Origin of the sequence: Candidatus Pantoea soli, assembly GCF_007833795.1 — a bacterium.
Taxonomy (GTDB): Bacteria; Pseudomonadota; Gammaproteobacteria; order Enterobacterales; family Enterobacteriaceae; genus Pantoea; species Pantoea soli.
The window spans coordinates 118,753-140,612 of record NZ_CP032702.1 but is presented as its reverse complement, the minus strand read 5'-3'; the positions used below and the strand labels follow the sequence as shown (position 1 = coordinate 140,612).

The following is a 21,860-nucleotide window of genomic DNA, read 5'->3' as shown; positions in this document are numbered from 1 at the left end:
CCTGCATCGTGGCTCAGCGCGGCGTTGTTAAGCCGAGGCGCTCACCCCGGTAGCTGCCGTTGAGAATAGCCTGCCACCATTGTGGATTTGCCAGGTACCACTCCACCGTTTTGCGGATGCCGCTTTCAAAGGTTTCCTGTGGTGTCCAGCCAAGCTCGCGCTCAATTTTACTGGCATCAATGGCGTAGCGAAGATCGTGACCAGGACGATCGGTGACAAAGGTAATCAGATCGCGATAGCGGGTGATGTCACTGCTGCGCTGCCGGGGGGCCAGTTCGTCCAGCAGGTCACACAGGATTTCCACGACGTCAAGATTACGGCGTTCGTTGTGGCCGCCAATGTTGTAGGTTTCGCCCACTTTGCCGCTGCTGACCACGGTGTACAGCGCCCGGGCATGATCTTCGACATATAACCAGTCACGAATCTGGCTGCCGTTGCCATAAACAGGCAGTTTTTTCCCCGCCAGCGCATTGATGATGGTGAGCGGGATCAGCTTTTCCGGGAAGTGGTAAGGTCCGTAGTTGTTAGAGCAGTTGGTGACAATGATCGGCAGACCATAGGTCCGCATCCAGGCCCGGACCAGGTGATCGCTGCTGGCCTTACTGGCTGAATAGGGACTGCTCGGCGCATACGGCGTGGTTTCAGTGAAAAACGTGTCTGTACCGTGCAAATCGCCAAACACTTCATCGGTAGAGATATGGTGGAAAATAAAGCCTTTTTTGCGCTCGTCGGCCATGCCATTCCAGTAATGCCGCGCGGCTTCCAGCAGGTGATACGTCCCGACGATATTGGTTTCAATAAACGCCCAGGGACTGTCAATGGAGCGATCAACATGGCTTTCCGCCGCCAGATGCATGATGCAATCCGGCTGGTACTGCGCAAGGATGCGGTCCAGCGCTGCGCGATCGCAAATATCCACCTGCTCAAAGGCAAAGCGCGGATTGTCCTGCACCGGTGCCAGCGAGGCCAGATTGCCGGCGTAACTCAGCTTATCGACGACCACTACCCGATGATCGGTACTTTCTGTCAGAAAGCGAACCAGCGCTGAACCGATAAAACCGGCTCCGCCCGTAATTAAAAACTGTTTCATTGCCATATACCTTTGGTATCAACGATCCAGTGCTGCGTCACCTGCGCGCGATCAAGGGCGCGGAACTGAGCGTGATCAACCAGCATGACCAGAATATCGGCGCGCTGCAGGGCTTCTGCGGCGCTAACCAGCGTGGCGTGTTGCGCGAGGGCTGCCGGCAGCGCGGCGATGTGCGGCTCAACGGTCAGCGTGCTGCCGCTGTGCCATTCGGCGATACGTTGCGCAAGGCGCAGCGCCGGGCTTTCGCGTAAATCATCAATGTCAGGTTTGAACGCCAGGCCAAAACAGGCGATGGTGACGTCGCTGGCCCGCTTGTTGCTGGCCGTCAGGCACTCCGCCAGCGCCTGCCTGACCTGATCCAGCACCCAGTCAGGTTTGGCATCATTGACTTCGCGCGCGGTGCGAATCAGCCGCGCCTGCTGCGGATTCTGCGCGATGATAAACCAGGGATCGACGGCGATGCAGTGACCGCCTACCCCCGGGCCCGGCTGCAGGATATTCACGCGCGGATGGCGGTTAGCCAGCGCAATCAGTTCCCACACGTTAATCCCCTGTTCCGCACAAATCAGCGACAGCTCGTTGGCAAAGGCGATATTCACATCGCGGAAACTGTTTTCGGTCAGCTTGCACATCTCTGCCGTGCGCGCATTGGTTTCCACGCAGTGACCGCGCAGAAAAATACGATACAGCTCGCTGGCGCGGGCCGAACAGGCTGGCGTCATGCCGCCGATCACCCGATCGTTTTCCAGCAGTTCCACCATCACTTTGCCTGGCAGCACCCGCTCCGGACAATAGGCAATGAACACATCCGGTTCATCGCCATGTTGCGGGAAGCGTAAATCCGGACGCGCATCGGCCAGCCAGCCGGCCATCTGCTCGGTCGCGCCTACCGGCGAGGTGGACTCCAGAATCACCAGATCGCCGGCTTTCAGAACCGGCGCAATCGAGAGGGCTGCCGCCCGGACGTAACTCAGATCGGGCTGATGGTCACCAGTAAAGGGTGTGGGAACGGCGATCAGAAACGCATCGGCGGCTTCCGGCTGCGTGGTGGCACGCAGATTACCGTTTTGCACCGCCGCGCGGACCACGTCGCCCAGATCGGGCTCCACGATGTGAATATCGCCGCGATTAATGGTCTCCACCGCACGCGGACTGATATCCACGCCGATGACTTTTTTCCCCCGTGAGGCAAAAACGGCCGCGGTTGGCAGCCCAATGTAACCCAGTCCGATAACGGAAATGGTGGTAAAACGCATAGTTAAACTCTGTTTTGTTTGAGTGCCTGCAAAATACGCGCGCAGGCATGGCCATCGCCATAGGGATTATGTGCGCGGCTCATCGCCTGCCACGCCTCGTCATTCTGCAGCAGCAGGCTGACTTCAGCGACAATGGTTTCGATATGGGTGCCGACCAGCTTCACCGTACCGGCGTCAACGGCTTCCGGCCGTTCGGTGGTGTCGCGCATTACCAGCACCGGTTTGCCCAGCGACGGCGCCTCTTCCTGAATGCCACCCGAATCGGTCAGGATGAGCCATGCACGGTTCATCAGCCAGACAAACGGCAGATAATCCTGCGGCTCAATCAGAATGATGTTTTCAATACCGCTGAGGATGCGGTTAACCGGCTCGCTGACGTTAGGATTGAGATGCACCGGATAGACAATCTGCACCTGGGGATGCTGTCGCGCAATGCGCGCCAGCGCGCTGCAGATGCGCTCAAAGCCGTCTCCAAAGCTCTCACGGCGATGGCCGGTAACCAGGATCAGCTTTTTATCTTCAGCCAGGAACGGATAGCGCGACGCCAGGCGTGCGTTGAGTTCGGCATCGTCCAGCACGCGGTCGCGTACCCACAGCAGCGCATCAATCACCGTATTACCGGTGACGAAAATACGGGCATCCGGCAGATTTTCCCGCAGCAGGTTTTGCCGTGAGTTTTCCGTTGGCGTGAAGTGATAGTTTGCCAGATGACCGGTCAGGGTGCGGTTCGCCTCTTCCGGCCACGGTGACATCAGGTTGCCGGTGCGCAGCCCGGCCTCCACATGTCCGACCGGAATCTGATGATAGAAGGCGGCAAGGCTGGCGGCGAGGGTGGTCGTGGTGTCGCCATGCACCAGCACCACATCCGGCTGGAAATCGGCCAGTACGGTTTTCATCCCCAGCAAAATGCGGCTGGTGATTTCGGTCAGGCCCTGTTCAGGGCGCATAATATTCAGATCATAGTCCGGCTGCAGCCGGAACAGACGCAGCACCTGATCCAGCATCTCGCGATGCTGGGCGGTCACGCACAGGCGCGATTCAAACGCAGCATCCTGCGCCAGCGCCTGCACCAGCGGAGCCATTTTGATCGCTTCAGGGCGCGTGCCAAATACGGTCAGAACTTTCACGCTGATTCTCTTAGTGACTTGTGGCTAATGCGGCGCGCGGACGACGCACCAGCGCCACCCCTGCCCCAACCAGCGCACCAATGATACCCCACATCACCATCATAAACAGGCGGCGCGGGCTGTCGCGCGTGACCGGTTCTTCTGGCGTACGCAAATAGCGATAGGTCTGGAACTGTTTATCCAGCTGCGGCCCGGCCTGCAGCGTGCCCAGCATCGCCCTGTTTTGATCATAGCTCAAATCGTAAGCAGGTCCGCTGGCCTGCAGGGTGTCCAGCTGCGCCTGCAGCATGGACTGCCCGAGCAGAAAACGATCGCTGTCCTGCAGGGCTTCGCCATTGGCGGGGGCGCGGTTTTCCCGAATCCCCTGCTCACTTGCCACTTTCAGCGCCTGTTCAATGCGCTGACGCTGACGATCAAACACGGCCTGCGCGACCGCCTGCTGGCGATTGACCTGCGCCTGAAGCTGCACGCTGCGCGCCTGCCAGGCGCCTTTCAGTTCGTCATTGAGGTGCCGTGCTGCTCTTTCGCTGGCGTACGCAATGTACTGGCGCAGCAGGTTATTGGCATCGCTGGCGGTTTCCGCTACCAGCTTAATGTTATCCTGCGTATTGTGCGCGGCATCGGCGGGCGTGTACTGGATATTGATGATCAGATCGTCCAGCAGGGCGGCATCATTGTGCGCATTGCCGCTTTTACGGCTTTTGAAATAGTCCGTCTGCTGCCAGAAGTCGCGACGCGTATCCCAGGACGCCAGCTGCATCGTAAACTCCTGGTACACTTCATCCATTACCGTCGGTGCAGGGGTGCTCAGGCTGACAGTCTGATTACGGATATCCAGATTATTGAGGAACTGCTGCTGCACAAAGAATGCACCCAGCATATTGACGGTGGGGCGATCGGTTACGGCGGTCGAACTCCAGGACTGCTTCATCACCAGCGAAGCCAGCCATGCCAGCAGCGCAAACAGCAGCGCCAGGCCGATAATCCAGCGCTTCCCACGCCATAATGCGCAGCCGAGGCCGCGCACGTCCAGTTCGTTCTCCACAACGACAGAGGTCATAACAAAAGAATCCTTATCCGGGTACTTATCTGGGTGTCTGTTTTTTCTCTTCACCGCTGTGTTGCCAGCGACGTTTTATCCGGCGAATTTTACGGGCTACGCGCCAGGCGTGTTTCAGGCAATAACCGTAGAGGAGGAACGCCATCAGGAAAAGCAGCAGCATCACCCACTCAGGAATAAACGCCAGATACTCTCCCAGTACGCCAACGCCTGCCAGCAGCGCGGCAGCGACGGTGATCAACAGGAACGCCTGACGGGAAGTAAACCCGGCACGCATGATGAGATGATGAATGTGCTGACGATCGGCAGAAAAGGGGCTCATGCCTTTACGCAGGCGACGGTACATGATCGCCACCATGTCCATCAGCGGGATCGCGATCAGCCACAGCGCGGTAACCGGCGTGATGGGGTGGCTTAACCCCTGGGTGGTTTCCAGCAGAATCCAGATAATAGTGAAACCAATCATGGTGCTGCCGGCATCGCCCATAAAGACTTTGTAGCGGCGGCCCAAAAACCCCAGATTGAGCAGAATATAAGGGATGGTGGCGGCAATCATGGCAAAGCACCACATCGCCAGGCTGCTCTGGCCATCCAGATAGAGGATGATACCCATCGCGGCAAACGTGACGCTGGATAACCCGCCCAGCAGGCCATCAATACCGTCCACCATGTTAAAGGCATTAATGGCAGCCCAGACCGCAAACAGCGTGAGCACGTAGCCAAACGGGCCGACGATAAGCTCAACCGGCCCGATAATAAAGCCGAGACTCAGCAGATACAGCTTGGCGCCCACCATCATGACAATCGCAACAGCCGCCTGCACCATGGCGCGGATTTTCACGCTGATATCAAAGCGATCGTCAAGCGCACCCACAAAAACCAGCACACCGGCGCAGCCAAGATACAGCAGGGAATGGGGCAGATAATAATTTGAGATCGCGAAAGCGAAGCAGATCCCCGCATAAACGGAAATGCCACCGACTAAAGGAATCGCGCCATGGTGTCGTTTTCTGGAGTTAGGCGTGTCCACCAGCCCGATTCTTTTGGCTGCTTTACGGGCAAAAAACAGGAACGCTAACGAAAAAAGAAAAACCAACCCCAGTTCTGTACCCATAGTGAGTAAATTCACATCAACGCTCTCAGCTAAAACTGTGGACAACAATACGCCAGAAACGCGTTATTGCCGTATATCCCTGCTCTGAATTCTGAAGCAACGTGCGTGGCTGCTGAAAAAACCATCGCCTGCTGCATCAGTCTTTATCATTGCTTCCTGACTGGCATAATCCTAATGCGCACGAATGAAAAACGCCACGTTAAGACGTGGCGTCGGGCATAAATCCGGGCAATTTGTGCGGGGTGACCCCGCACCGGGCAAAATTACGAGCGTTTCATCATATCGAAGAATTCGTCGTTGGTTTTGGTCATTGCCAGTTTATTGATGAGGAATTCCATCGCGTCAATTTCACCCATTGGATGGATGATTTTGCGCAGAATCCACATTTTCTGCAGTTCTTCCTGCGAGGTGAGCAGCTCTTCTTTACGGGTACCGGAACGGTTGTAATCAATGGCCGGGAACACGCGTTTTTCTGCGATTTTACGTGACAGGTGCAGTTCCATGTTACCTGTACCTTTAAACTCTTCGTAAATCACTTCGTCCATCTTCGAACCGGTATCCACCAGCGCAGTCGCGATGATGGTCAGGCTGCCGCCCTCTTCCACGTTACGTGCCGCACCGAAGAAGCGCTTCGGACGATGCAGGGCGTTCGCGTCCACACCACCGGTCAGCACTTTACCGGAGGCCGGTACCACGGTGTTATAGGCACGCGCCAGACGGGTGATGGAGTCCAGCAGGATGATCACATCTTTTTTGTGCTCAACCAGGCGCTTGGCCTTCTCGATAACCATCTCCGCGACCTGGACGTGACGTGATGCTGGCTCGTCGAAGGTGGAGGCGATCACTTCGCCTTTTACCAGGCGCTGCATCTCGGTCACTTCTTCCGGACGTTCGTCAATCAGCAGGACCATCAGCACGCAATCCGGATAGTTGTACGCAATGCTCTGTGCAATGTTCTGCAGCAGCATGGTTTTACCGGCTTTCGGCGGTGCCACAATCAGACCACGCTGCCCGCGACCAATAGGGGAAGCCAGATCCAGCACGCGGGCGGTCAGGTCTTCGGTTGAGCCATTACCGCGCTCCATACGCAGACGGTTGTTTGCGTGCAGTGGCGTGAGGTTTTCGAACAGAATCTTACTGCGCGCGTTTTCCGGCTTGTCGTAGTTAACTTCGTTAACTTTCAGCAGCGCAAAATAGCGTTCACCTTCTTTTGGCGGGCGGATTTTGCCAGAGATGGTGTCACCAGTGCGGAGGTTGAAGCGGCGGATTTGGCTGGGAGAAACGTAGATATCATCGGGACCGGCGAGGTAGGAGCTGTCTCCGGAGCGGAGGAAACCAAATCCGTCCTGCAGTATCTCCAGCACACCATCACCGAAGATGTCTTCGCCGCTCTTCGCGTGTTGCTTGAGGATGGCGAAAATAATGTCCTGTTTGCGCATACGCGCCAGGTTTTCCAGCCCCATATTTTCGCCGAGAGTAATCAGCTCAGAAACCGGCGTATTCTTTAATTCGGTAAGATTCATAGTGATGGGTTCTTAAACTCGGGGTAATTCTCGAAATGTTTGTCGTGAATGGTATGGCAAAAATTCCATGCCTGTTAATGGCTCTTTTTCAACTGTGCTCGACGATTATCGTCAGGTGTGGCGATAGGGAGCGTTGAGACGGTCGAAAGGTGTTGCCGAATGTGCTAGCCGTCAGATTGCCAAACCACGAAAACGTTCAATGCGAGCGGGGTCTGACAAGGGAAATCTTTAGATGCAAACTACAAAGGTAAGTGCGTAATGCAGTGAGGTCAAATTAGCACGCCTGAAGGGAGACGTCCAGCAGTGGCGAAAAAATTCGCCACTGCAGAACGCACGCCGGGATCAGGCCAGGTTAGCGTTCAGGAACTCTTTCAGCTGACCTTTAGACAGCGCGCCCACTTTTGTCGCCGCCACTTCGCCGTTTTTGAACAGCAGCAGGGTCGGGATACCGCGGATACCGTATTTCGGCGCCGTACCTGGGTTGTCATCAATGTTCAGCTTGGCGATGGTAAGCTTACCTTCGTACTCTTCTGCAACTTCATCGAGAATCGGGGCGATCATTTTGCAAGGACCACACCATTCAGCCCAGAAATCAACCAGCGTCACACCGTCGGCTTTCAGCACGTCAGTGTCGAAACTGTCATCGGTCAGGTGAACGATTTTATCGCTGCTCATGTTTAACTCCAAAGATTATGCCTGGCGAATTGGCGTAAAATATACCAACGTAGGTTGACTTTATTTCATCGGATACGCTTTCGTAAAGCGATAGTAAGCTGATATTCTACCACACTATGAGCAAAACACACTTAACTGAACAGAAGTTTTCCGACTTCGCCCTGCACCCACAGGTGGTGGAAGCCCTTGATAAAAAAGGCTTTCATAATTGCACGCCCATCCAGGCGCTCGCGTTGCCTTTTGCGCTTTCAGGGCGTGATGTCGCGGGTCAGGCGCAAACCGGTACCGGCAAAACGATGGCGTTCCTGACGTCAACGTTTCATCATCTTCTTTCTCACCCTGCGGCTGAAGGTCGTCAGATTAATCAGCCGCGCGCGCTGATTATGGCCCCGACCCGTGAGCTGGCCGTGCAGATTCACGCCGATGCCGAGCCGCTGGCGCAGGCCACCGGGCTGAAACTGGGCCTGGCTTACGGCGGTGACGGCTACGACAAACAGCTGAAAGTGCTGGCTGACGGCGTCGATATTCTGGTCGGTACCACCGGTCGTCTGATCGACTACGCCAAACAAAATCACATTAATCTCGGTGCCATTCAGGTCGTGGTGCTGGATGAAGCGGATCGCATGTTCGATCTCGGCTTTATCAAAGATATCCGCTGGCTGTTCCGCCGCATGCCGCCGGCTACGCAGCGTCTGAGCATGCTGTTCTCCGCCACGCTCTCTTATCGCGTGCGTGAACTGGCGTTTGAACACATGAACAACGCCGAGTATGTGGAAGTCGAACCCGAGCAGAAAACCGGCCACCGCATTAAAGAAGAGCTTTTCTATCCGTCAAACGAAGAGAAGATGCGTCTGCTGCAGACCCTGCTGGAAGAAGAGTGGCCGGACCGCGCCATTGTTTTTGCCAACACCAAGCATCGCTGTGAGGATATCTGGGGCCATCTGGCCGCAGACGGTCACCGCGTCGGGCTGCTGACGGGCGACGTGGCGCAGAAAAAACGCCTGCGTATCCTGGACGACTTCACCAAAGGCGACGTGGATATTCTGGTGGCAACCGATGTTGCCGCGCGCGGTCTGCACATTCCGGCCGTTACCCACGTCTTTAACTATGATCTGCCTGACGATCGCGAAGATTACGTGCACCGTATCGGCCGTACCGGTCGTGCGGGTGCCAGCGGGCACTCCATCAGCCTGGCGTGTGAAGAGTACGCGCTGAACCTGCCTGCCATTGAAGAGTATATTGGCCACGGCATTCCGGTCAGCAAGTACAACAGCGAGGCACTGCTGAGCGATTTACCGCCGCCGAAACGTCTGCAGCGTAGTCGTTCCGGTAACGGTCCACGTCGTGGCGGTAACAACACTAACCGTCGGGGCGGCGCACCGCGCAATAACAACCGTAAACGTTCGGGTTAAGCACACATGCTAAGCGCATCGTCACTCTATGCTGCGATTGATCTGGGATCTAACAGCTTTCACATGCTGGTGGTGCGCGAAGTGTCCGGCAGTATTCAGACCGTCGCGCGTATCAAACGTAAGGTACGCCTGGCGGCCGGCCTCGACGCCAGTAACCAGCTCTCCACCGAGGCGATGCAGCGCGGCTGGCAGTGCCTGAAACTTTTCTCCGAACAGCTGCAGGACATTCCTGCCGATCAAATCCGCGTGGTGGCAACCGCCACGCTGCGGATTGCCCGCAACGCGCAGGATTTCCTCACCCCGGCTGAATCCCTGCTTGGCTGCCCGGTCAACGTCATCAGTGGCGAAGAAGAAGCCCGCCTGATTTATCAGGGCGTGGCGCACACCACCGGCGGCTCCGATCAGCGTCTGGTGGTCGATATCGGCGGTGGCAGTACCGAACTGGTCACCGGCGAAGGCGCGCACGCCACCACTCTGTTCAGCCTGTCGATGGGCTGCGTCACCTGGCTGGAACGCTTCTTTGGCGACCGGCACCTGACCCGGGAGAATTTTGCTCAGGCGGAACAGGCGGCGCGCGACATGATCCGTCCGGTGGCTGCGGCACTGCGTGAGAAAGGCTGGCAAATCTGCGTCGGCGCCTCCGGCACCGTACAGGCGCTGCAGGAGATCATGGTGGCGCAGGGCATGGACGAGCGCATCACGCTGAGCAAGCTGCAGCAGCTGAAACAGCGGGCGATTCAGTGCGGTAAGCTGGAAGAGCTGGAGATTGAAGGCCTGACGCTGGAGCGCGCGCTGGTCTTCCCGAGCGGGCTGTCGATTCTGATCGCCATCTTCCACGAACTGAATATTGAAAGCATGACGCTGGCAGGCGGTGCGCTGCGCGAAGGGCTGGTCTACGGCATGTTGCATCTGCCGGTGGATCGCGACATCCGCAGCCGGACGCTGCAGAACGTGCAGCGCCGCTTTACCATTGATGTTGATCAGGCCGGACGCGTGCGCCAGCTGGCTGAGAGTTTCTTTCGTCAGGTCAGCAGCAGCTGGAAGCTCGATCAGCGCTGTCGCGACCTGCTGCTCAGCGCCTGCTCCCTGCACGAAATAGGCCTGAGCGTTGATTTCCGCCAGGCGCCCCAGCACGCGGCCTATCTGATTCGTCACCTCGATCTGCCTGGATTTACCCCGGCGCAGAAAAAAATGCTGGCCTGCCTGCTGCAGAACCAGAGCGGCAGTATCGATCTCGCTCTGCTGACCCAGCAGAACGCGGTGCCGCCGCGCATGGCAGAGCGGCTGTGCCGCCTGCTGCGCCTGGCGATCATCTTCTCCAGTCGCCGGCGGGACAACACGCTGCCGGCAGTACGGCTACAGGCGGATGATGACGCGCTGCATCTGACGCTGCCTGCGGGCTGGCTGGAGGCGCATCCTCTGCGTGCTGAACTGCTGGAGCAGGAGAGCCACTACCAGTCCTATGTGCACTGGTTACTGACCATCGCGTAACAGGCGCGGCCCGCGCCTGTTGCCTGACGCTGGCTCTGCGCCAGTCCGCCCGATCCCTCACCCTTTTCGGGCGTTTTCCAGCATGGCACGCAGGCCGGCAACCCGCGTCTGGCCGGTCTTCATGCGCTCCTCCGCACTGACTACCTTCTTTTCACGCTCCCACACCACATCGTCCTGCGGCAGCTCAAGCAGAAAACGGCTGGGCTCAGGGCGTACCAGCTCGCCATACTGCCGCCGTTCGCGGCACAGCGTAAACGTCAGCTCTTTCTGTGCCCGGGTAATGCCGACATAGGCCAGGCGGCGCTCCTCTTCGATGTTGTTCTCATCGATACTGCTCTGATGCGGCAACAGGCCCTCTTCCATGCCCACCAGGAACACATAGGGAAACTCCAGGCCTTTTGAGGCGTGCAGCGTCATCAGCTGAACCTGATCCAGCTCCTCGTCGCTTTCGCCGCGCTCCATCATGTCGCGCAGAGTAAAGCGCGTGACCACCTGCGCCAGCGTCATCGGTTCGTTCAGCTCATCGCCTTCCAGCATCTCCGTCATCCACTGAAACAGCGTATTGACGTTCTTCATGCGCATTTCAGCGGCCTTCGGGCTGCCCGAGGTTTCAAACAGCCAGCTCTCATAATCAATGCCGCGAATCAGATCGCGTACCGCATTCACCGGCTCACGCTCTGTGAGCTGTACAATCTCGTTGAGCCAGTGGGTAAAGCGCTGCAGATGCTCCAGGCCGCGCCCGGTCAGCGTCTGCGCCAGCCCCATATCAAAGCTGGCATTGAACAGGCTCTTATTACGCAGCGTGGCCCACTCTCCCAGCTTCTGCAGCGTGGCCGGACCAATTTCGCGGCGCGGCGTATTGACGATGCGCAGAAACGCGCTGTCGTCTTCCGGGTTGGTCAGCACGCGCAGGTACGCCAGCAGGTCTTTGATTTCCGGACGGGAAAAGAACGACGTACCGCCGGAAATACGATAAGGGATGCGGTTCTGCATCAGCAGCTTTTCAAACACGCGCGACTGATGGTTGCCGCGGTAGAGAATCGCATAATCCTTGTACTGGGTTTTGTGGATGAAGTGATGGGCGATCAGCTCGCCGGTGACGCGCTCCGCTTCATGGTCTTCATTATTCGCGCTCAGCACCTTCAGTTCGCTGCCCACGCCCAGCTCGGAAAACAGGCGCTTCTCAAACACGTGTGGGTTGTTAGCGATCAGGATGTTTGCTGCCTTGAGAATACGCTGTGAAGAGCGGTAGTTCTGCTCCAGCTTCACCACTTCCAGCGCCGGAAAATCCTCTTTCAGCAGCACCAGGTTTTGTGGCCGCGCGCCGCGCCAGGAGTAAATCGACTGGTCGTCATCGCCCACCACGGTAAAGCGCGCCCGCGCACCCACTAGCAGTTTTACCAGCTCGTACTGGCTGGTGTTCGTGTCCTGATATTCATCCACCAGCAGATAGCGAATGCGCTGCTGCCAGCGCTCGCGCACTGTCTCATTGCGCTGCAGCAGCAGCGTGGGCAGCAGAATTAAATCGTCGAAATCCAGCACGTTGCACGCTTTCAGATGCTGATCGTACAGGCCGTAGCAATGGGCGAAGATCTGATCGCGCTGTGATTTCGCCCTGCCTGCCGCGCCCTGCGGATCGACCAGGTCATTTTTCCAGTTGGAGATGGTCGAAATCAGCTGTTGCAGCAGGGTTTTGTCCTCTTCCAGCCACTGTTTTGTCAGGTTTTTCAGCAGCGCCAGCTGGTCCTGATCGTCAAATAGCGAGAAGGTGGACTTCATGCCCAGTGCCGCATATTCCCGTTTTATGATCTCCAGACCCAGCGTATGGAAAGTGGAGATCATCAGGCCGCGCGCCTCTTTGCGGCCAAGGGTTTGCGCCACGCGCTCTTTCATCTCGCGCGAGGCTTTATTGGTAAAGGTCACTGCCGCGATATGGCGCGCCTGATAGCCGCATTCGCGAATCAGATGGGCAATTTTGTTGGTGATAACGCGGGTTTTACCGGAACCCGCCCCCGCCAGCACCAGGCAGGGGCCGGTGACAAATTCGACAGCTCGTTGTTGGCCGGGGTTTAAACGCATAAGGTAATTTCACTCAACCTATTGAATTATCTGGGATGGTTCCCTGCATCGTACAGATTGCAGCAAGGCGCAAAGGGCGTCTTCGCAAGCTTACCGGGGTAAGTGACCGGCGCGGGCACGCGCGGCCAGCGCCTCTGCAATTTGCAGCATGACGGGGATATAATGCGCCGCACATTATACATAACCGGAGAGCATCATGGCGAAAACCGCGGCGGCTTTACATATCCTCGTCAAAGAAGAAGCACAGGCGAAAGCGCTGCTGGCGCAGCTGGAAAAAGGTGCCAGTTTTCAGCAGCTGGCAAAAAAACACTCAACCTGCCCGTCCGGGCGCAACGGCGGCGATTTAGGGGAGTTTCGCAAAGGCCAGATGGTACCGGCCTTTGATAAGGCGGTATTTACCTGCCCGCTGCTGACGCCGTTCGGGCCGGTAAAAACCGCTTTTGGTTACCACATCATCAAAGTGCTGTGGCGCAACTGATTATTTGCTGTTTTTCATCTGCTGCAGCACGGTGCTGCACTGATTGGCATCGGTTTCGCTTGGCGAAATCAGCGCCAGCAGCGCTGCCGCCGGTGCCACCACCGCACCCAGCGCGACGGCTGCCGCGCCGCGCGCCAGCAGCGGGCCGGCTTTGACACCGGCATCCGGGTTTTTAAAGGTGCCGCGCACGTACAGCGGTGAGCGCAGGGTGATGATACGAATGCCCTTGCTCTCCGGATTAATCGACAGATCCAGCCGCTCGGTGGCGAAATTCGCGTTACCGGTGACGTTAATCACTGCATTTTCTGTATCAAAGATAAACAGCTGTGGCGTTGCCACACCCTGACGCACCGTGAGATTGGTCGCCGCACAGTTAATGCGCACCTCATCATCACCAAACAGCTTGCCCACCACATAGTTGCCGACGTTCAGCCCGGCAATTTCCATCAGGCTGCGGCTGATCAGCCCATCGTTCATCAGCAGCTTCAAATCGCCGTTGCTGGTTGCCAGCAGATCCGCCACCGAATTTCCGCTGCCGGTTAAGCTGGCGTCACCGTTCAGCTGGCCCAGGCTGCGCTGCATGGCGGTAACACCGGGGAACAGCTGACGCAGTTGCAGCTTGCGCGCATGCAGATCGGCACGGCCGCGCATCGGGCTGCGATTGCCTTCCAGACGAATGGTGGAGTTAATGTTGCCGCCCGCCATGCCGAAACGCAGCGGGTCCAGTAGCAAATCGCCGTTTTTCAGCTGCAAATGGGTGTAAAGATCGCTCAACGGCAGCTTGCTGCTGTGTTCAATACGCTTGCCGCTGAATTTCACATCGGCATCCATCACGTCCCAGCTTTGGGTGTCAAAGCGATCGTGCGGCAGCACGCGATCTGCCGGCTGCGCGGCGTCATCGCCGCGCTGTGCTTTGGCCTGCGCGGTTTTATCACTGCCTTTGCCGGATTTCACGCCAATCAGCGGCCCCAGATCCGCCATGCGCAGCTGCTCAGAAGTGAGTTCCCCGGTCAGCGACGGACGCGGTTTGCCCTGCCGGTAGACCAGCGAACCGTGAATATCGCTGTCGCCAATGTGACCATTGAATTTTTCGTAACGGTACAGCGCGCCCCGGGCGTCATTAAAGCGCGCAATCAGATGACCATCCGTTTCGTACGGAGGCGTATCCGGCAGCAGGACGCCGGTTAAGCGGTACAGATTCGCCAACGTGTCGCCGGAAAAGCGCAGGCGCAGATTCAGCCCACCAAGGTTAAGCGGGTCCTGCAGCGTGCCGTCAGCGCGCACGCGCGTGGTGCCATTGCGCACGTCCAGCTGTAGCGGGAACGGGGTGGTTTTGCTGCGCAGCGACAGCATGCCGCCAATTTTGCCCTCGCCGTCGAGCTGCTGTTTGTTATAGGTGCCGCTGGCCTGCCAGCCAAACACAAAGTCACCCGCCCCTTTTTGCTGGTCGCTGCCGCCCGCCACCTGCGCATACGGCACCGGCTTGCCCAGCGGATTAATCTTCACGGTAACGTCCGCGTCATTGACAGCATCGCGGTAGCGCAGCGTACCCTGATCAAACAGGATATTATCGAGGCGGAAAGACCACGCCGACGGCGGCGCAGCGGGATCGCTGTTTTCACTGCTGGCGAGGTTAAAGGTCCAGTTGTTTTTTTTATCGGCGGTCTGCACCAGCCGCGCATCCGGCTGCTGCATCTTGATCCACGGCAGGTACACTTCTTTGTGCAGCAGCGCCAGCGGCGCCAGCGTGGCTTCCACACGCTGTAAATGCACCATGGTCACATCCGGAATAGCGGGCGGATTGCCGAGCATCACATCGTCAGCGTGCACCTGCGGCCACGGCACCCAGCTGCGCCAGCCGGGCTCTTCCCGGTTGCGCACCCAGGCCACGCCCAGATCGCCGCGAATCGCAAACGGCCGGTTCAGCTCTGCTGAGACTTTCTGGTTGATGGTTGGCTTCAGGCGATTCCAGTCAAAGGTGGCGATAATGACCACGACCACCACAACCAGCAACAATAAAATCCCAATGATCCAGCTGACAATTTTTCCCGTGCGCGACATTTTTCCTTCTCCATGCCCTTCCTCGTCCTCTTAAAGATAGTCGAGACGCAGGGGAACGGGATCAGGGAAGCGACAGCACCAGCGTTTCCAGCTGGCTGAACGGCAGCGGACGGGAGAAAAAATAGCCCTGCGCGGCCATGGCCGGCGAAGCCTGTACCTGGCGCCACTCCTCTTCCGTTTCCACCCCCTCCACAATCACGCCATTGCAGTAGCGATTGATCAGCGACAGCAACATAGAGAACAGCGAGCGGCCTTCATCAGAAGCCCGCAGCAGCATAAAGAGTTCGCGCGAAAGTTTAATGTAGTCATAACGCAGCTCGGTCAGCGCGGAGAAGTTAGCCATACCGGAGCCGAAATCATCCAGCCACAGCGGGCCCAGCTCTGGCATCTGCGCCACCATCTCCTCCTGCGGCAGCGCGTGGTGCTCGGTCAGTTCAAAGCGTACCCACGGCAGCTGCGCGATCAGCGTACGGATCGCCGCGTGCTGCTGAATGGCGATGAGCGAAGGGCCGTCAATGTTCACCGAAGCCACCAGCTGATGCTGGTGGAAAAACGGCGACCACTGCAGCAGCAGTTCCAGCTGCTCCTGCACGATCGCCAGCCGCTGCTTTATGGTCATCGCATCAAAATAGGTTTCCGGCGAAAGGCGCTTTTCCGGCGCTAAGGGGTGCGTGACAGCGGTCAGCAGTTCAATGGCCAGCAAGCGCCCGGAGACCTGGTAAATCGGCTGGAACGTGTAGCAGCGCTGGCACTGCTGCCAGAAGAGACTGGTTTCCTGATGTCGCGCAAGCTCATGAGAAGAAGGCAGCCGATGAATCAAATTCTTCATCACCATGGTTTTTTCCTGATTGGTGTTGCGTGCCGCGGGCAGCCTCACAGCGGCAAATATCGGCTATCCCCTGGATAACAGTAAGGGTCTGATCCGTCACAGAAGCGGTTGAGTCTAACAGCGCAGCGGGAGCTTAATCGGCAAAACAGACCGTGCTTTAGCCGCTAAATCACGCTAAAACGGCCGGTTTCCGCCTTAAGTTAAATTAAAACGCCGTTTTAAAAAATATTGACGGCTGCCATACCAGACGCGAGACTGTGAGGCAGATTTCCACTACAGGCCGAACACCATGACGCAGAAAAAAATCGCCGTGATTGGCGAATGCATGATTGAACTGTCCGAAAAAGGCGAGCATATCAAACGTGGCTTTGGCGGCGACACGCTCAACACCGCCGTCTACCTGGCGCGTCAGTCTGACAGCCGGCAGCTGCGCGTGGATTATGTCACCGCTCTTGGCACTGACAGCTTCAGCGATCAGATGCTGGCCGCCTGGCAGCAGGAACAGGTGCAGACGCAGCTGATTCAGCGCCTGGCGGATAAAATGCCCGGCCTGTATTTCATCGAAACCGATGCGCACGGCGAGCGCACCTTCTGGTACTGGCGCAGCGATGCCGCCGCACGCTTCTGGCTGGATACGCCGCAGGCTGAGGCAATCTGTCAGCAGCTGGCGCAGTACGATTACCTCTACCTGAGCGGCATCAGCCTGGCGATTCTGCCCGCGGCCAGCCGGGAAACGCTGATGACGCTGCTTGCCCGCTGCCGCCGCAACGGCGGTAAGGTGATTTTTGACAATAACTACCGCCCCCGCCTGTGGGCCGACCGCGCCAGCGCGCAGCAGGCGTACCAGGCCGTGCTGCAGCACACCGACATGGCGTTCCTGACGCTGGATGACGAGGAGATGCTGTGGGGCGCTCAGTCCGCTGACGCCGCAATAGCCCGGACGCGCGCCGCGGGGGTAGCAGAGATTGTTATCAAGCGCGGGGCAGCGCCCTGCCTGGTTGCCTGCCACGACGCGCCGCTGCAGGAGATAGCCGCAGTACCGCTCGCCAGCACGCAGATTGTCGATACCACCGCCGCCGGTGACTCGTTCAGCGCGGGCTATCTGGCAGTGCGCTTAGCCGGGGGCGAGGCCGCCCAGGCTGCGGCAAACGGGCACCGGCTCGCCAGCACGGTGATTCAGCACCGCGGCGCCATTATTCCGCGCGAAGCCATGCCGCCAACGGCCTGACAGACGGCAGGTGCCGCGTTCACAGCCCGTCAGCGTGGCGCGCACCTGCTCTGGCCAGACCCGCTAAACGCATTATGATTACTGACACAACAGCCCGGTAAATTTGGCTTATTGCTTTAGAATGCTCGGGTAATTTTTGTTACGGCAGCGCAGCTGCCAGCCTGCCAGCCGACCCGCCGTCGCCACTTCACTCCCGCTAATCAAAATCGCTTAAATTCAATGGATTATGCAGCGCTGAGTCGCTGCCAGGCATAGTCCGAATCTGCCATAAAGCGCAGGATTCGGCTGGACGCGCGCCGCGAAAAAGACCATCTTTTAATCAACAATAGCAGGATGCTGTTACGCCGGCCGCGAACACAATAACGACAACTCGCCTCGCTCAGGACAGGTTTATGCACACAGAAATTATCAATATCTGGCCGCACGGTGATGCGCCAGGCGCGAGTGATTCGCGCGCTCAGCCGCAAATTGTCGATCTTGCGAAAGAGTATGAGCCGTACGATCGGGCGGCAACAGGCGTACGCTGCCCGGAAATGGCTATCTGGCATCCGGAAACGTCCAACGGCATTACGCTGCTGGTTGCACCGGGCGGCGGTTATCAGCGCGTACTGATAGACCGCGAAGGCAGCGCACTCGCTACCTTCTTTACTTCCATGGGCTATACGCTGGCGGTGATGACCTATCGCCTGCCCTATGATGGTCATCATGAAGGCGCGGACGCGCCGCTGGCAGATGCGCAGCGCGCGCTGCGCGTGCTGCGGGAGCGTGCGCAGCGCGGTATGAATGGCAAGTACATCGTGATGATGGGTTTCTCTGCCGGCGGTCACGTGGCGGCCAGCCTCGGCACCCGTTTCAGCGAAAAGCTCTATCCGGTGCAGGATCAGGCCGACAGCCTCTCGCCGCGTCCCGATGCGATGGTACTGATCTATCCTGTCATCAGTATGCGTGACGGTCTGGCGCATGAAAGCACCCGCACCCGTCTGCTGGGTGCCTGGCCGGATCAGAAAACCATTGAGGCGTATTCGCTGGAAACCCGCGTGCACAGCCAGACGCCGCCCACGCTGCTTATCCATGCCGCTGACGATGAAGCCGTCTCGGTTAACCACAGCATGGTGTTTTTCAGTGCGCTGCGGGAACACAAAGTACCGGCAGAGATCCATTTTTATCAGAAAGGCGGCCACGGCTTCGGCATCCGCGGCGTGGCCGATTTACCGCTCGCCAGCTGGCCAATGCTGGTGACCGAATGGCTGCGCGCCAAAACCTGAGGCCGAGCCCGGCCCTTGTGGCCGGCGCAATCGCGATCCGCCATCAACGGCGGACGCGAACGGCCACGGCGCAGCACCGTGCCCGATGCGAAAAACCGCGCCGCTTAGCCGGCAGGCGAGGCGGCGTCAGCCGGTGCGGTACTGCCGTCAGTTTTGGTGGCGTCATCGGCACTCAGCGGGGTCATGACTTTGTCCCAGCTATCCTGCAGCATCTTCACATTGGTTTCGGCTTCACCCTGCGGCTGAATCAGCACCATGGTCAGTTCCTGCGTCAGCTGCTGGCGCAGTTCCTGATTCAGCTGCTCGCGCGTCAGGCCGCTGAGAAACGCCTGGCGCAGTTTCTGATACTGCTCCGGTGCAATGTCCACAACCGCATTCTGCTGCGAACGCAGACGCTGCCCCATCAGGATATCGGTATCGGTGCGCGCGTAGGTGGCAAACAGCTTGTTCAGCTCCAGCAGCTTTTGCGCCATCAGGGCGTCAAACTCCTCCTGCGGCAGCCCTTTATCGCGTACGGCGGCCAGCTCTTTCGCCACCTGATTCATATTCTGCGCCAGCGAGGCGTTCGGGCTGTCCATGTTGATGGAACACTGCGCGCGCTGAAACAGCACCCGGCAGTCAAACCCCACCTGCACGCTTTGCGCTTTGCTGTCCGCCAGCGCGCGCTGCACGTGCCAGAACAGCGCTTCCCGCGCCAGATCGCTCTGCCAGTAGCGCTGCAGATTCTGCGAATCACGAATAGGCTGCCACGGCGTATCCCAGACCAGCGACAGCCGGTCCTGCGCCATGCCGCCGTTGACCAGGTTTACCGGCTGGTGCGGCAGGGGTGACAGCGTCGGCAGCGGTGCCGGTGACACGCGCTTGCCGGTGAGCGGTGAAAACGCTTTGTTGATTTGCTCCGCCATGCTGCGGCTGTCCACGTTGCCGACCACATACAGCGTCATGGCATCCGGGGTGTACCACTGCTGATAAAAGCTGTATAGCTGGGCAATATCCACCGGCGCGCGCGGCTGCTCGCCCGGGTCGTGCGCCAGCATGGTGGAACCTTTCAGCCGGTAGCGCCACCACACATCCTGGGTATTGGGCGGCCAGGTGGCGATCGGATCGGAAGCCGCGATCGCCGTTGAGACCACCTGCTCATTGATGGCCATTTTGCCCGCCGTCGCGGCCAGCCAGCTCAGCGCTTCTTTCAGCAGCTCCGGCCGGTTATTGGGCAGGCTCAGGTTATATTGGGTGTAATCGTAGGACGAGATAGCCGGCGGCAGCGGGCGCTGCGGATCCATGGCCTGTTGCCATAATGCGCGCTGCTGATTGGTGTCCAGCGCGGTGTTATGCACCATCGCCAGACGCGGTAATAAGTGGCTGAAGCCGGTCTGCTGCGCGCTCTCCACCAGCGAACCGGTGTTGACGATCAGACGCAGCTCGATGCGATCGCTCGGTCGCTGCGGCGTGGTCAGTAACTGCCAGCTGAAACCGTTGTCCAGCTTACCTTCCTGCCAGGCGGGATCGGGCTGAAGTGTTTCGGCGTGCACGCCGAAGCCGGATGCCGCAAGGATCAATCCGCCAGCTAAAAGCCGAATTCTGGTGCCCTGCATGTGAACCCCTACTCAAACAGATAAACGCTCGTTAGCGCGGCATAGGCGGCCCCTTTTTAGGTAGCCGCTGCGGCGAATGACCGCCACGTTTATTTCACGACAGAGTGTTTGACCACAGGATGGTCAGGATGTCGCGCCACGAGGAAAAAAATCAGGAAAAAAATCAATGGGGTTTATTATGCAAATGCCCGCTGTCAGGGCAAGCGACAGCGGGCATTTCACGGGAAATTAGCGAAATTAGCGGATTACGCGCGGGTATGTGAAGCGTTAGTGACCTTTTTCGCTGAAGAAAGCGTCGATTTCATCTGCTGCTCATCCAGCTGGCCGACCCACTTCGCCACCACCACTGTCGCCACACCGTTGCCCACCAGATTGGTCAGCGCACGGGCTTCCGACATAAAGCGGTCGATCCCCAGAATCAGCGCCAGGCCTGCCACCGGCAGATGCCCGACCGCCGACAGCGTGGCCGCCAGCACGATAAAGCCACTTCCGGTCACGCCCGCCGCGCCTTTCGACGACAGCAGCAGCACAACCAGCAGCGTGATCTGGTGGAAGATATCCATATGGGCGTTTGTTGCCTGCGCAATAAACACCGCCGCCATCGTCAGGTAAATCGAGGTGCCATCCAGGTTGAACGAATAACCGGTTGGAATCACCAGGCCGACCACCGATTTTTTACAGCCAAGCTTCTCCATCTTATCCAGCATACGCGGCAGCGCAGACTCCGAAGATGAGGTGCCCAGCACAATCAGCAGCTCTTCTTTGATGTAGCCAATAAAGCGGAAGATATTGAAACCTGCCCAGCGTGCAATCGCGCCCAGCACAATCACCACAAACAGCACGCAGGTGATATAGAAGCAGACAATCAGCTGGCCCAGCTGCACCAGCGAACCGACGCCATATTTACCGATGGTAAAGGCCATGGCACCAAAGGCTCCGATCGGCGCGAGGCGCATGATCATGTTGATGACGCCAAAGATCACTTTTGAGAAGCTGTCGATGACGTTGAACATCACCGTGCCGGCGTTGCCAAGGCGATGCAGGGCGAAGCCAAACAGAATCGCGAACAGCAGCACCTGCAGGATGTTACCGCTGGCAAATGCACCGATAACGCTGTTCGGGATCACATCCAGCAGGAAGGCGACCACGCCCTGCTGCTCTGCCTGCTGGGCATAGACGGCGACCGCTTTGGCGTCCAGCGTTGCCGGGTCAACGTTCATGCCGGCGCCGGGCTGGATCACGTTCACCACCACCAGGCCGATGATCAGCGCAATGGTACTGACAATTTCAAAATAGAGCAGCGCCACTGCGCCGGTCCGTCCAACTGCTTTCATGCTCTCCATGCCGGCAATACCGGTCACCACCGTACAGAAAATCACGGGGGCGATGATCATCTTGATCAGCTTAACAAAGCCATCGCCAAGCGGCTTCATCTGCGCGCCTAACTCAGGGTAGTAGTGGCCTAACAGGACGCCGATGCCGATGGCAACCAGCACCTGAAAGTAGAGGCTTTTGAACAGTTTCATAACAGGTGTCCAGGTATTGACGGCATTCACCGCCATGGTTATTGGAGACGC

17 protein-coding genes are annotated in these 21,860 nt (G+C 58.1%); 5 read left to right on the top strand and 12 right to left on the bottom strand.

What is annotated here, in order from left to right; genetic code table 11:
- Positions 1 to 13: 13 nt before the first annotated feature.
- The 7 genes from rfbB to trxA form a co-directional block, all read right to left on the bottom strand.
- Positions 14 to 1,090 carry a dTDP-glucose 4,6-dehydratase gene (gene rfbB / locus D8B20_RS00590; protein ID WP_145886171.1) on the bottom strand — a complete coding sequence of 359 codons (1,077 nt, stop codon included), beginning with the start codon at positions 1,088 to 1,090 and terminating at the stop codon, positions 14 to 16.
- Positions 1,087 to 2,346: a UDP-N-acetyl-D-mannosamine dehydrogenase gene (wecC, locus tag D8B20_RS00585; protein ID WP_145886169.1), complete on the bottom strand. Its 1,260-nt coding sequence runs from the start codon at positions 2,344 to 2,346 to the stop codon at positions 1,087 to 1,089. Before wecC ends, rfbB begins: the two co-directional genes overlap by 4 nt.
- A gap of 2 nt (positions 2,347 to 2,348) precedes the next feature.
- On the bottom strand, positions 2,349 to 3,473 hold the full coding sequence (wecB, locus tag D8B20_RS00580; RefSeq protein ID WP_145886167.1) for a non-hydrolyzing UDP-N-acetylglucosamine 2-epimerase: 1,125 nt from the start codon (positions 3,471 to 3,473) through the stop codon (positions 2,349 to 2,351).
- A gap of 10 nt (positions 3,474 to 3,483) precedes the next feature.
- A complete protein-coding gene (wzzE, locus tag D8B20_RS00575; protein ID WP_145886165.1) occupies positions 3,484 to 4,533 on the bottom strand; it encodes an ECA polysaccharide chain length modulation protein in 1,050 nt (349 codons plus the stop codon).
- Between the two features lie 25 nt (positions 4,534 to 4,558).
- Positions 4,559 to 5,647, bottom strand: coding sequence for a UDP-N-acetylglucosamine--undecaprenyl-phosphate N-acetylglucosaminephosphotransferase (gene wecA / locus D8B20_RS00570; RefSeq protein WP_145890324.1), 1,089 nt, complete (start codon positions 5,645 to 5,647; stop codon positions 4,559 to 4,561).
- Positions 5,648 to 5,910: 263 nt separating this feature from the next.
- Positions 5,911 to 7,170 (bottom strand): transcription termination factor Rho, encoded by a 1,260-nt coding sequence (gene rho / locus D8B20_RS00565; RefSeq protein WP_021506991.1) that lies wholly within the window; start codon positions 7,168 to 7,170, stop codon positions 5,911 to 5,913.
- A gap of 342 nt (positions 7,171 to 7,512) precedes the next feature.
- Positions 7,513 to 7,845: a thioredoxin TrxA gene (trxA, locus tag D8B20_RS00560; RefSeq protein ID WP_008105741.1), complete on the bottom strand. Its 333-nt coding sequence runs from the start codon at positions 7,843 to 7,845 to the stop codon at positions 7,513 to 7,515.
- A 116-nt stretch (positions 7,846 to 7,961) separates the two neighbouring features.
- Between trxA and rhlB the strand changes: the two genes are divergently transcribed.
- Entirely contained in the window at positions 7,962 to 9,257 is a 1,296-nt protein-coding gene (gene rhlB, locus D8B20_RS00555; protein ID WP_145886163.1) for an ATP-dependent RNA helicase RhlB, read from the top strand.
- A gap of 6 nt (positions 9,258 to 9,263) precedes the next feature.
- Entirely contained in the window at positions 9,264 to 10,748 is a 1,485-nt protein-coding gene (gene gppA / locus D8B20_RS00550; protein WP_145886161.1) for a guanosine-5'-triphosphate,3'-diphosphate diphosphatase, read from the top strand.
- Between the two features lie 57 nt (positions 10,749 to 10,805).
- Here gppA and rep read toward each other — a convergent pair whose 3' ends face one another.
- Entirely contained in the window at positions 10,806 to 12,827 is a 2,022-nt protein-coding gene (rep, locus tag D8B20_RS00545; protein WP_145886159.1) for a DNA helicase Rep, read from the bottom strand.
- Between the two features lie 196 nt (positions 12,828 to 13,023).
- Between rep and ppiC the strand changes: the two genes are divergently transcribed.
- On the top strand, positions 13,024 to 13,305 hold the full coding sequence (gene ppiC / locus D8B20_RS00540) for a peptidylprolyl isomerase PpiC (RefSeq protein ID WP_145886157.1): 282 nt from the start codon (positions 13,024 to 13,026) through the stop codon (positions 13,303 to 13,305).
- Here the strand turns inward: ppiC and D8B20_RS00535 are convergent, their stop codons facing one another.
- Positions 13,306 to 15,366 carry an AsmA family protein gene (locus tag D8B20_RS00535; RefSeq protein ID WP_145886155.1) on the bottom strand — a complete coding sequence of 687 codons (2,061 nt, stop codon included), beginning with the start codon at positions 15,364 to 15,366 and terminating at the stop codon, positions 13,306 to 13,308.
- A gap of 61 nt (positions 15,367 to 15,427) precedes the next feature.
- A complete protein-coding gene (pdeH, locus tag D8B20_RS00530; protein WP_145886153.1) occupies positions 15,428 to 16,201 on the bottom strand; it encodes a cyclic-guanylate-specific phosphodiesterase in 774 nt (257 codons plus the stop codon).
- 283 nt (positions 16,202 to 16,484) lie between these two features.
- Here pdeH and kdgK point away from each other — a divergent pair, with 283 nt between their 5' ends.
- A complete protein-coding gene (kdgK, locus tag D8B20_RS00525; protein ID WP_145886151.1) occupies positions 16,485 to 17,423 on the top strand; it encodes a 2-dehydro-3-deoxygluconokinase in 939 nt (312 codons plus the stop codon).
- A 392-nt stretch (positions 17,424 to 17,815) separates the two neighbouring features.
- Positions 17,816 to 18,688, top strand: a complete 873-nt coding sequence (locus tag D8B20_RS00520; protein ID WP_145886149.1) for an alpha/beta hydrolase — start codon at positions 17,816 to 17,818, stop codon at positions 18,686 to 18,688.
- A 104-nt stretch (positions 18,689 to 18,792) separates the two neighbouring features.
- Here D8B20_RS00520 and D8B20_RS00515 read toward each other — a convergent pair whose 3' ends face one another.
- Both D8B20_RS00515 and D8B20_RS00510 read right to left on the bottom strand, forming a co-directional pair.
- Positions 18,793 to 20,283, bottom strand: coding sequence for a M16 family metallopeptidase (locus D8B20_RS00515; RefSeq protein ID WP_145886147.1), 1,491 nt, complete (start codon positions 20,281 to 20,283; stop codon positions 18,793 to 18,795).
- 245 nt (positions 20,284 to 20,528) lie between these two features.
- A complete protein-coding gene (locus tag D8B20_RS00510; protein ID WP_145886145.1) occupies positions 20,529 to 21,809 on the bottom strand; it encodes a dicarboxylate/amino acid:cation symporter in 1,281 nt (426 codons plus the stop codon).
- Between the last annotated feature and the right edge of the window lie 51 nt (positions 21,810 to 21,860).

Excerpts from the sequence above, each read along its gene's own strand:
- D8B20_RS00510 (WP_145886145.1), bottom strand. The coding sequence starts at position 21,809 with ATGAAACTGTTCAAAAGCCTCTACTTTCAGGTGCTGGTTGCCATCGGC.
- wecA (WP_145890324.1), bottom strand. The coding sequence starts at position 5,647 with ATGGGTACAGAACTGGGGTTGGTTTTTCTTTTTTCGTTAGCGTTCCTG.
- gppA (WP_145886161.1), top strand. The coding sequence starts at position 9,264 with ATGCTAAGCGCATCGTCACTCTATGCTGCGATTGATCTGGGATCTAAC.
- wzzE (WP_145886165.1), bottom strand. The coding sequence starts at position 4,533 with ATGACCTCTGTCGTTGTGGAGAACGAACTGGACGTGCGCGGCCTCGGC.
- D8B20_RS00535 (WP_145886155.1), bottom strand. The coding sequence starts at position 15,366 with ATGTCGCGCACGGGAAAAATTGTCAGCTGGATCATTGGGATTTTATTG.
- rhlB (WP_145886163.1), top strand. The coding sequence starts at position 7,962 with ATGAGCAAAACACACTTAACTGAACAGAAGTTTTCCGACTTCGCCCTG.
- kdgK (WP_145886151.1), top strand. The coding sequence starts at position 16,485 with ATGACGCAGAAAAAAATCGCCGTGATTGGCGAATGCATGATTGAACTG.
- rfbB (WP_145886171.1), bottom strand. The coding sequence starts at position 1,090 with ATGAAACAGTTTTTAATTACGGGCGGAGCCGGTTTTATCGGTTCAGCG.
- wecC (WP_145886169.1), bottom strand. The coding sequence starts at position 2,346 with ATGCGTTTTACCACCATTTCCGTTATCGGACTGGGTTACATTGGGCTG.
- rho (WP_021506991.1), bottom strand. The coding sequence starts at position 7,170 with ATGAATCTTACCGAATTAAAGAATACGCCGGTTTCTGAGCTGATTACT.
- D8B20_RS00520 (WP_145886149.1), top strand. The coding sequence starts at position 17,816 with ATGCACACAGAAATTATCAATATCTGGCCGCACGGTGATGCGCCAGGC.
- ppiC (WP_145886157.1), top strand. The coding sequence starts at position 13,024 with ATGGCGAAAACCGCGGCGGCTTTACATATCCTCGTCAAAGAAGAAGCA.
- rep (WP_145886159.1), bottom strand. The coding sequence starts at position 12,827 with ATGCGTTTAAACCCCGGCCAACAACGAGCTGTCGAATTTGTCACCGGC.
- trxA (WP_008105741.1), bottom strand. The coding sequence starts at position 7,845 with ATGAGCAGCGATAAAATCGTTCACCTGACCGATGACAGTTTCGACACT.
- D8B20_RS00515 (WP_145886147.1), bottom strand. The coding sequence starts at position 20,283 with ATGCAGGGCACCAGAATTCGGCTTTTAGCTGGCGGATTGATCCTTGCG.
- pdeH (WP_145886153.1), bottom strand. The coding sequence starts at position 16,201 with ATGGTGATGAAGAATTTGATTCATCGGCTGCCTTCTTCTCATGAGCTT.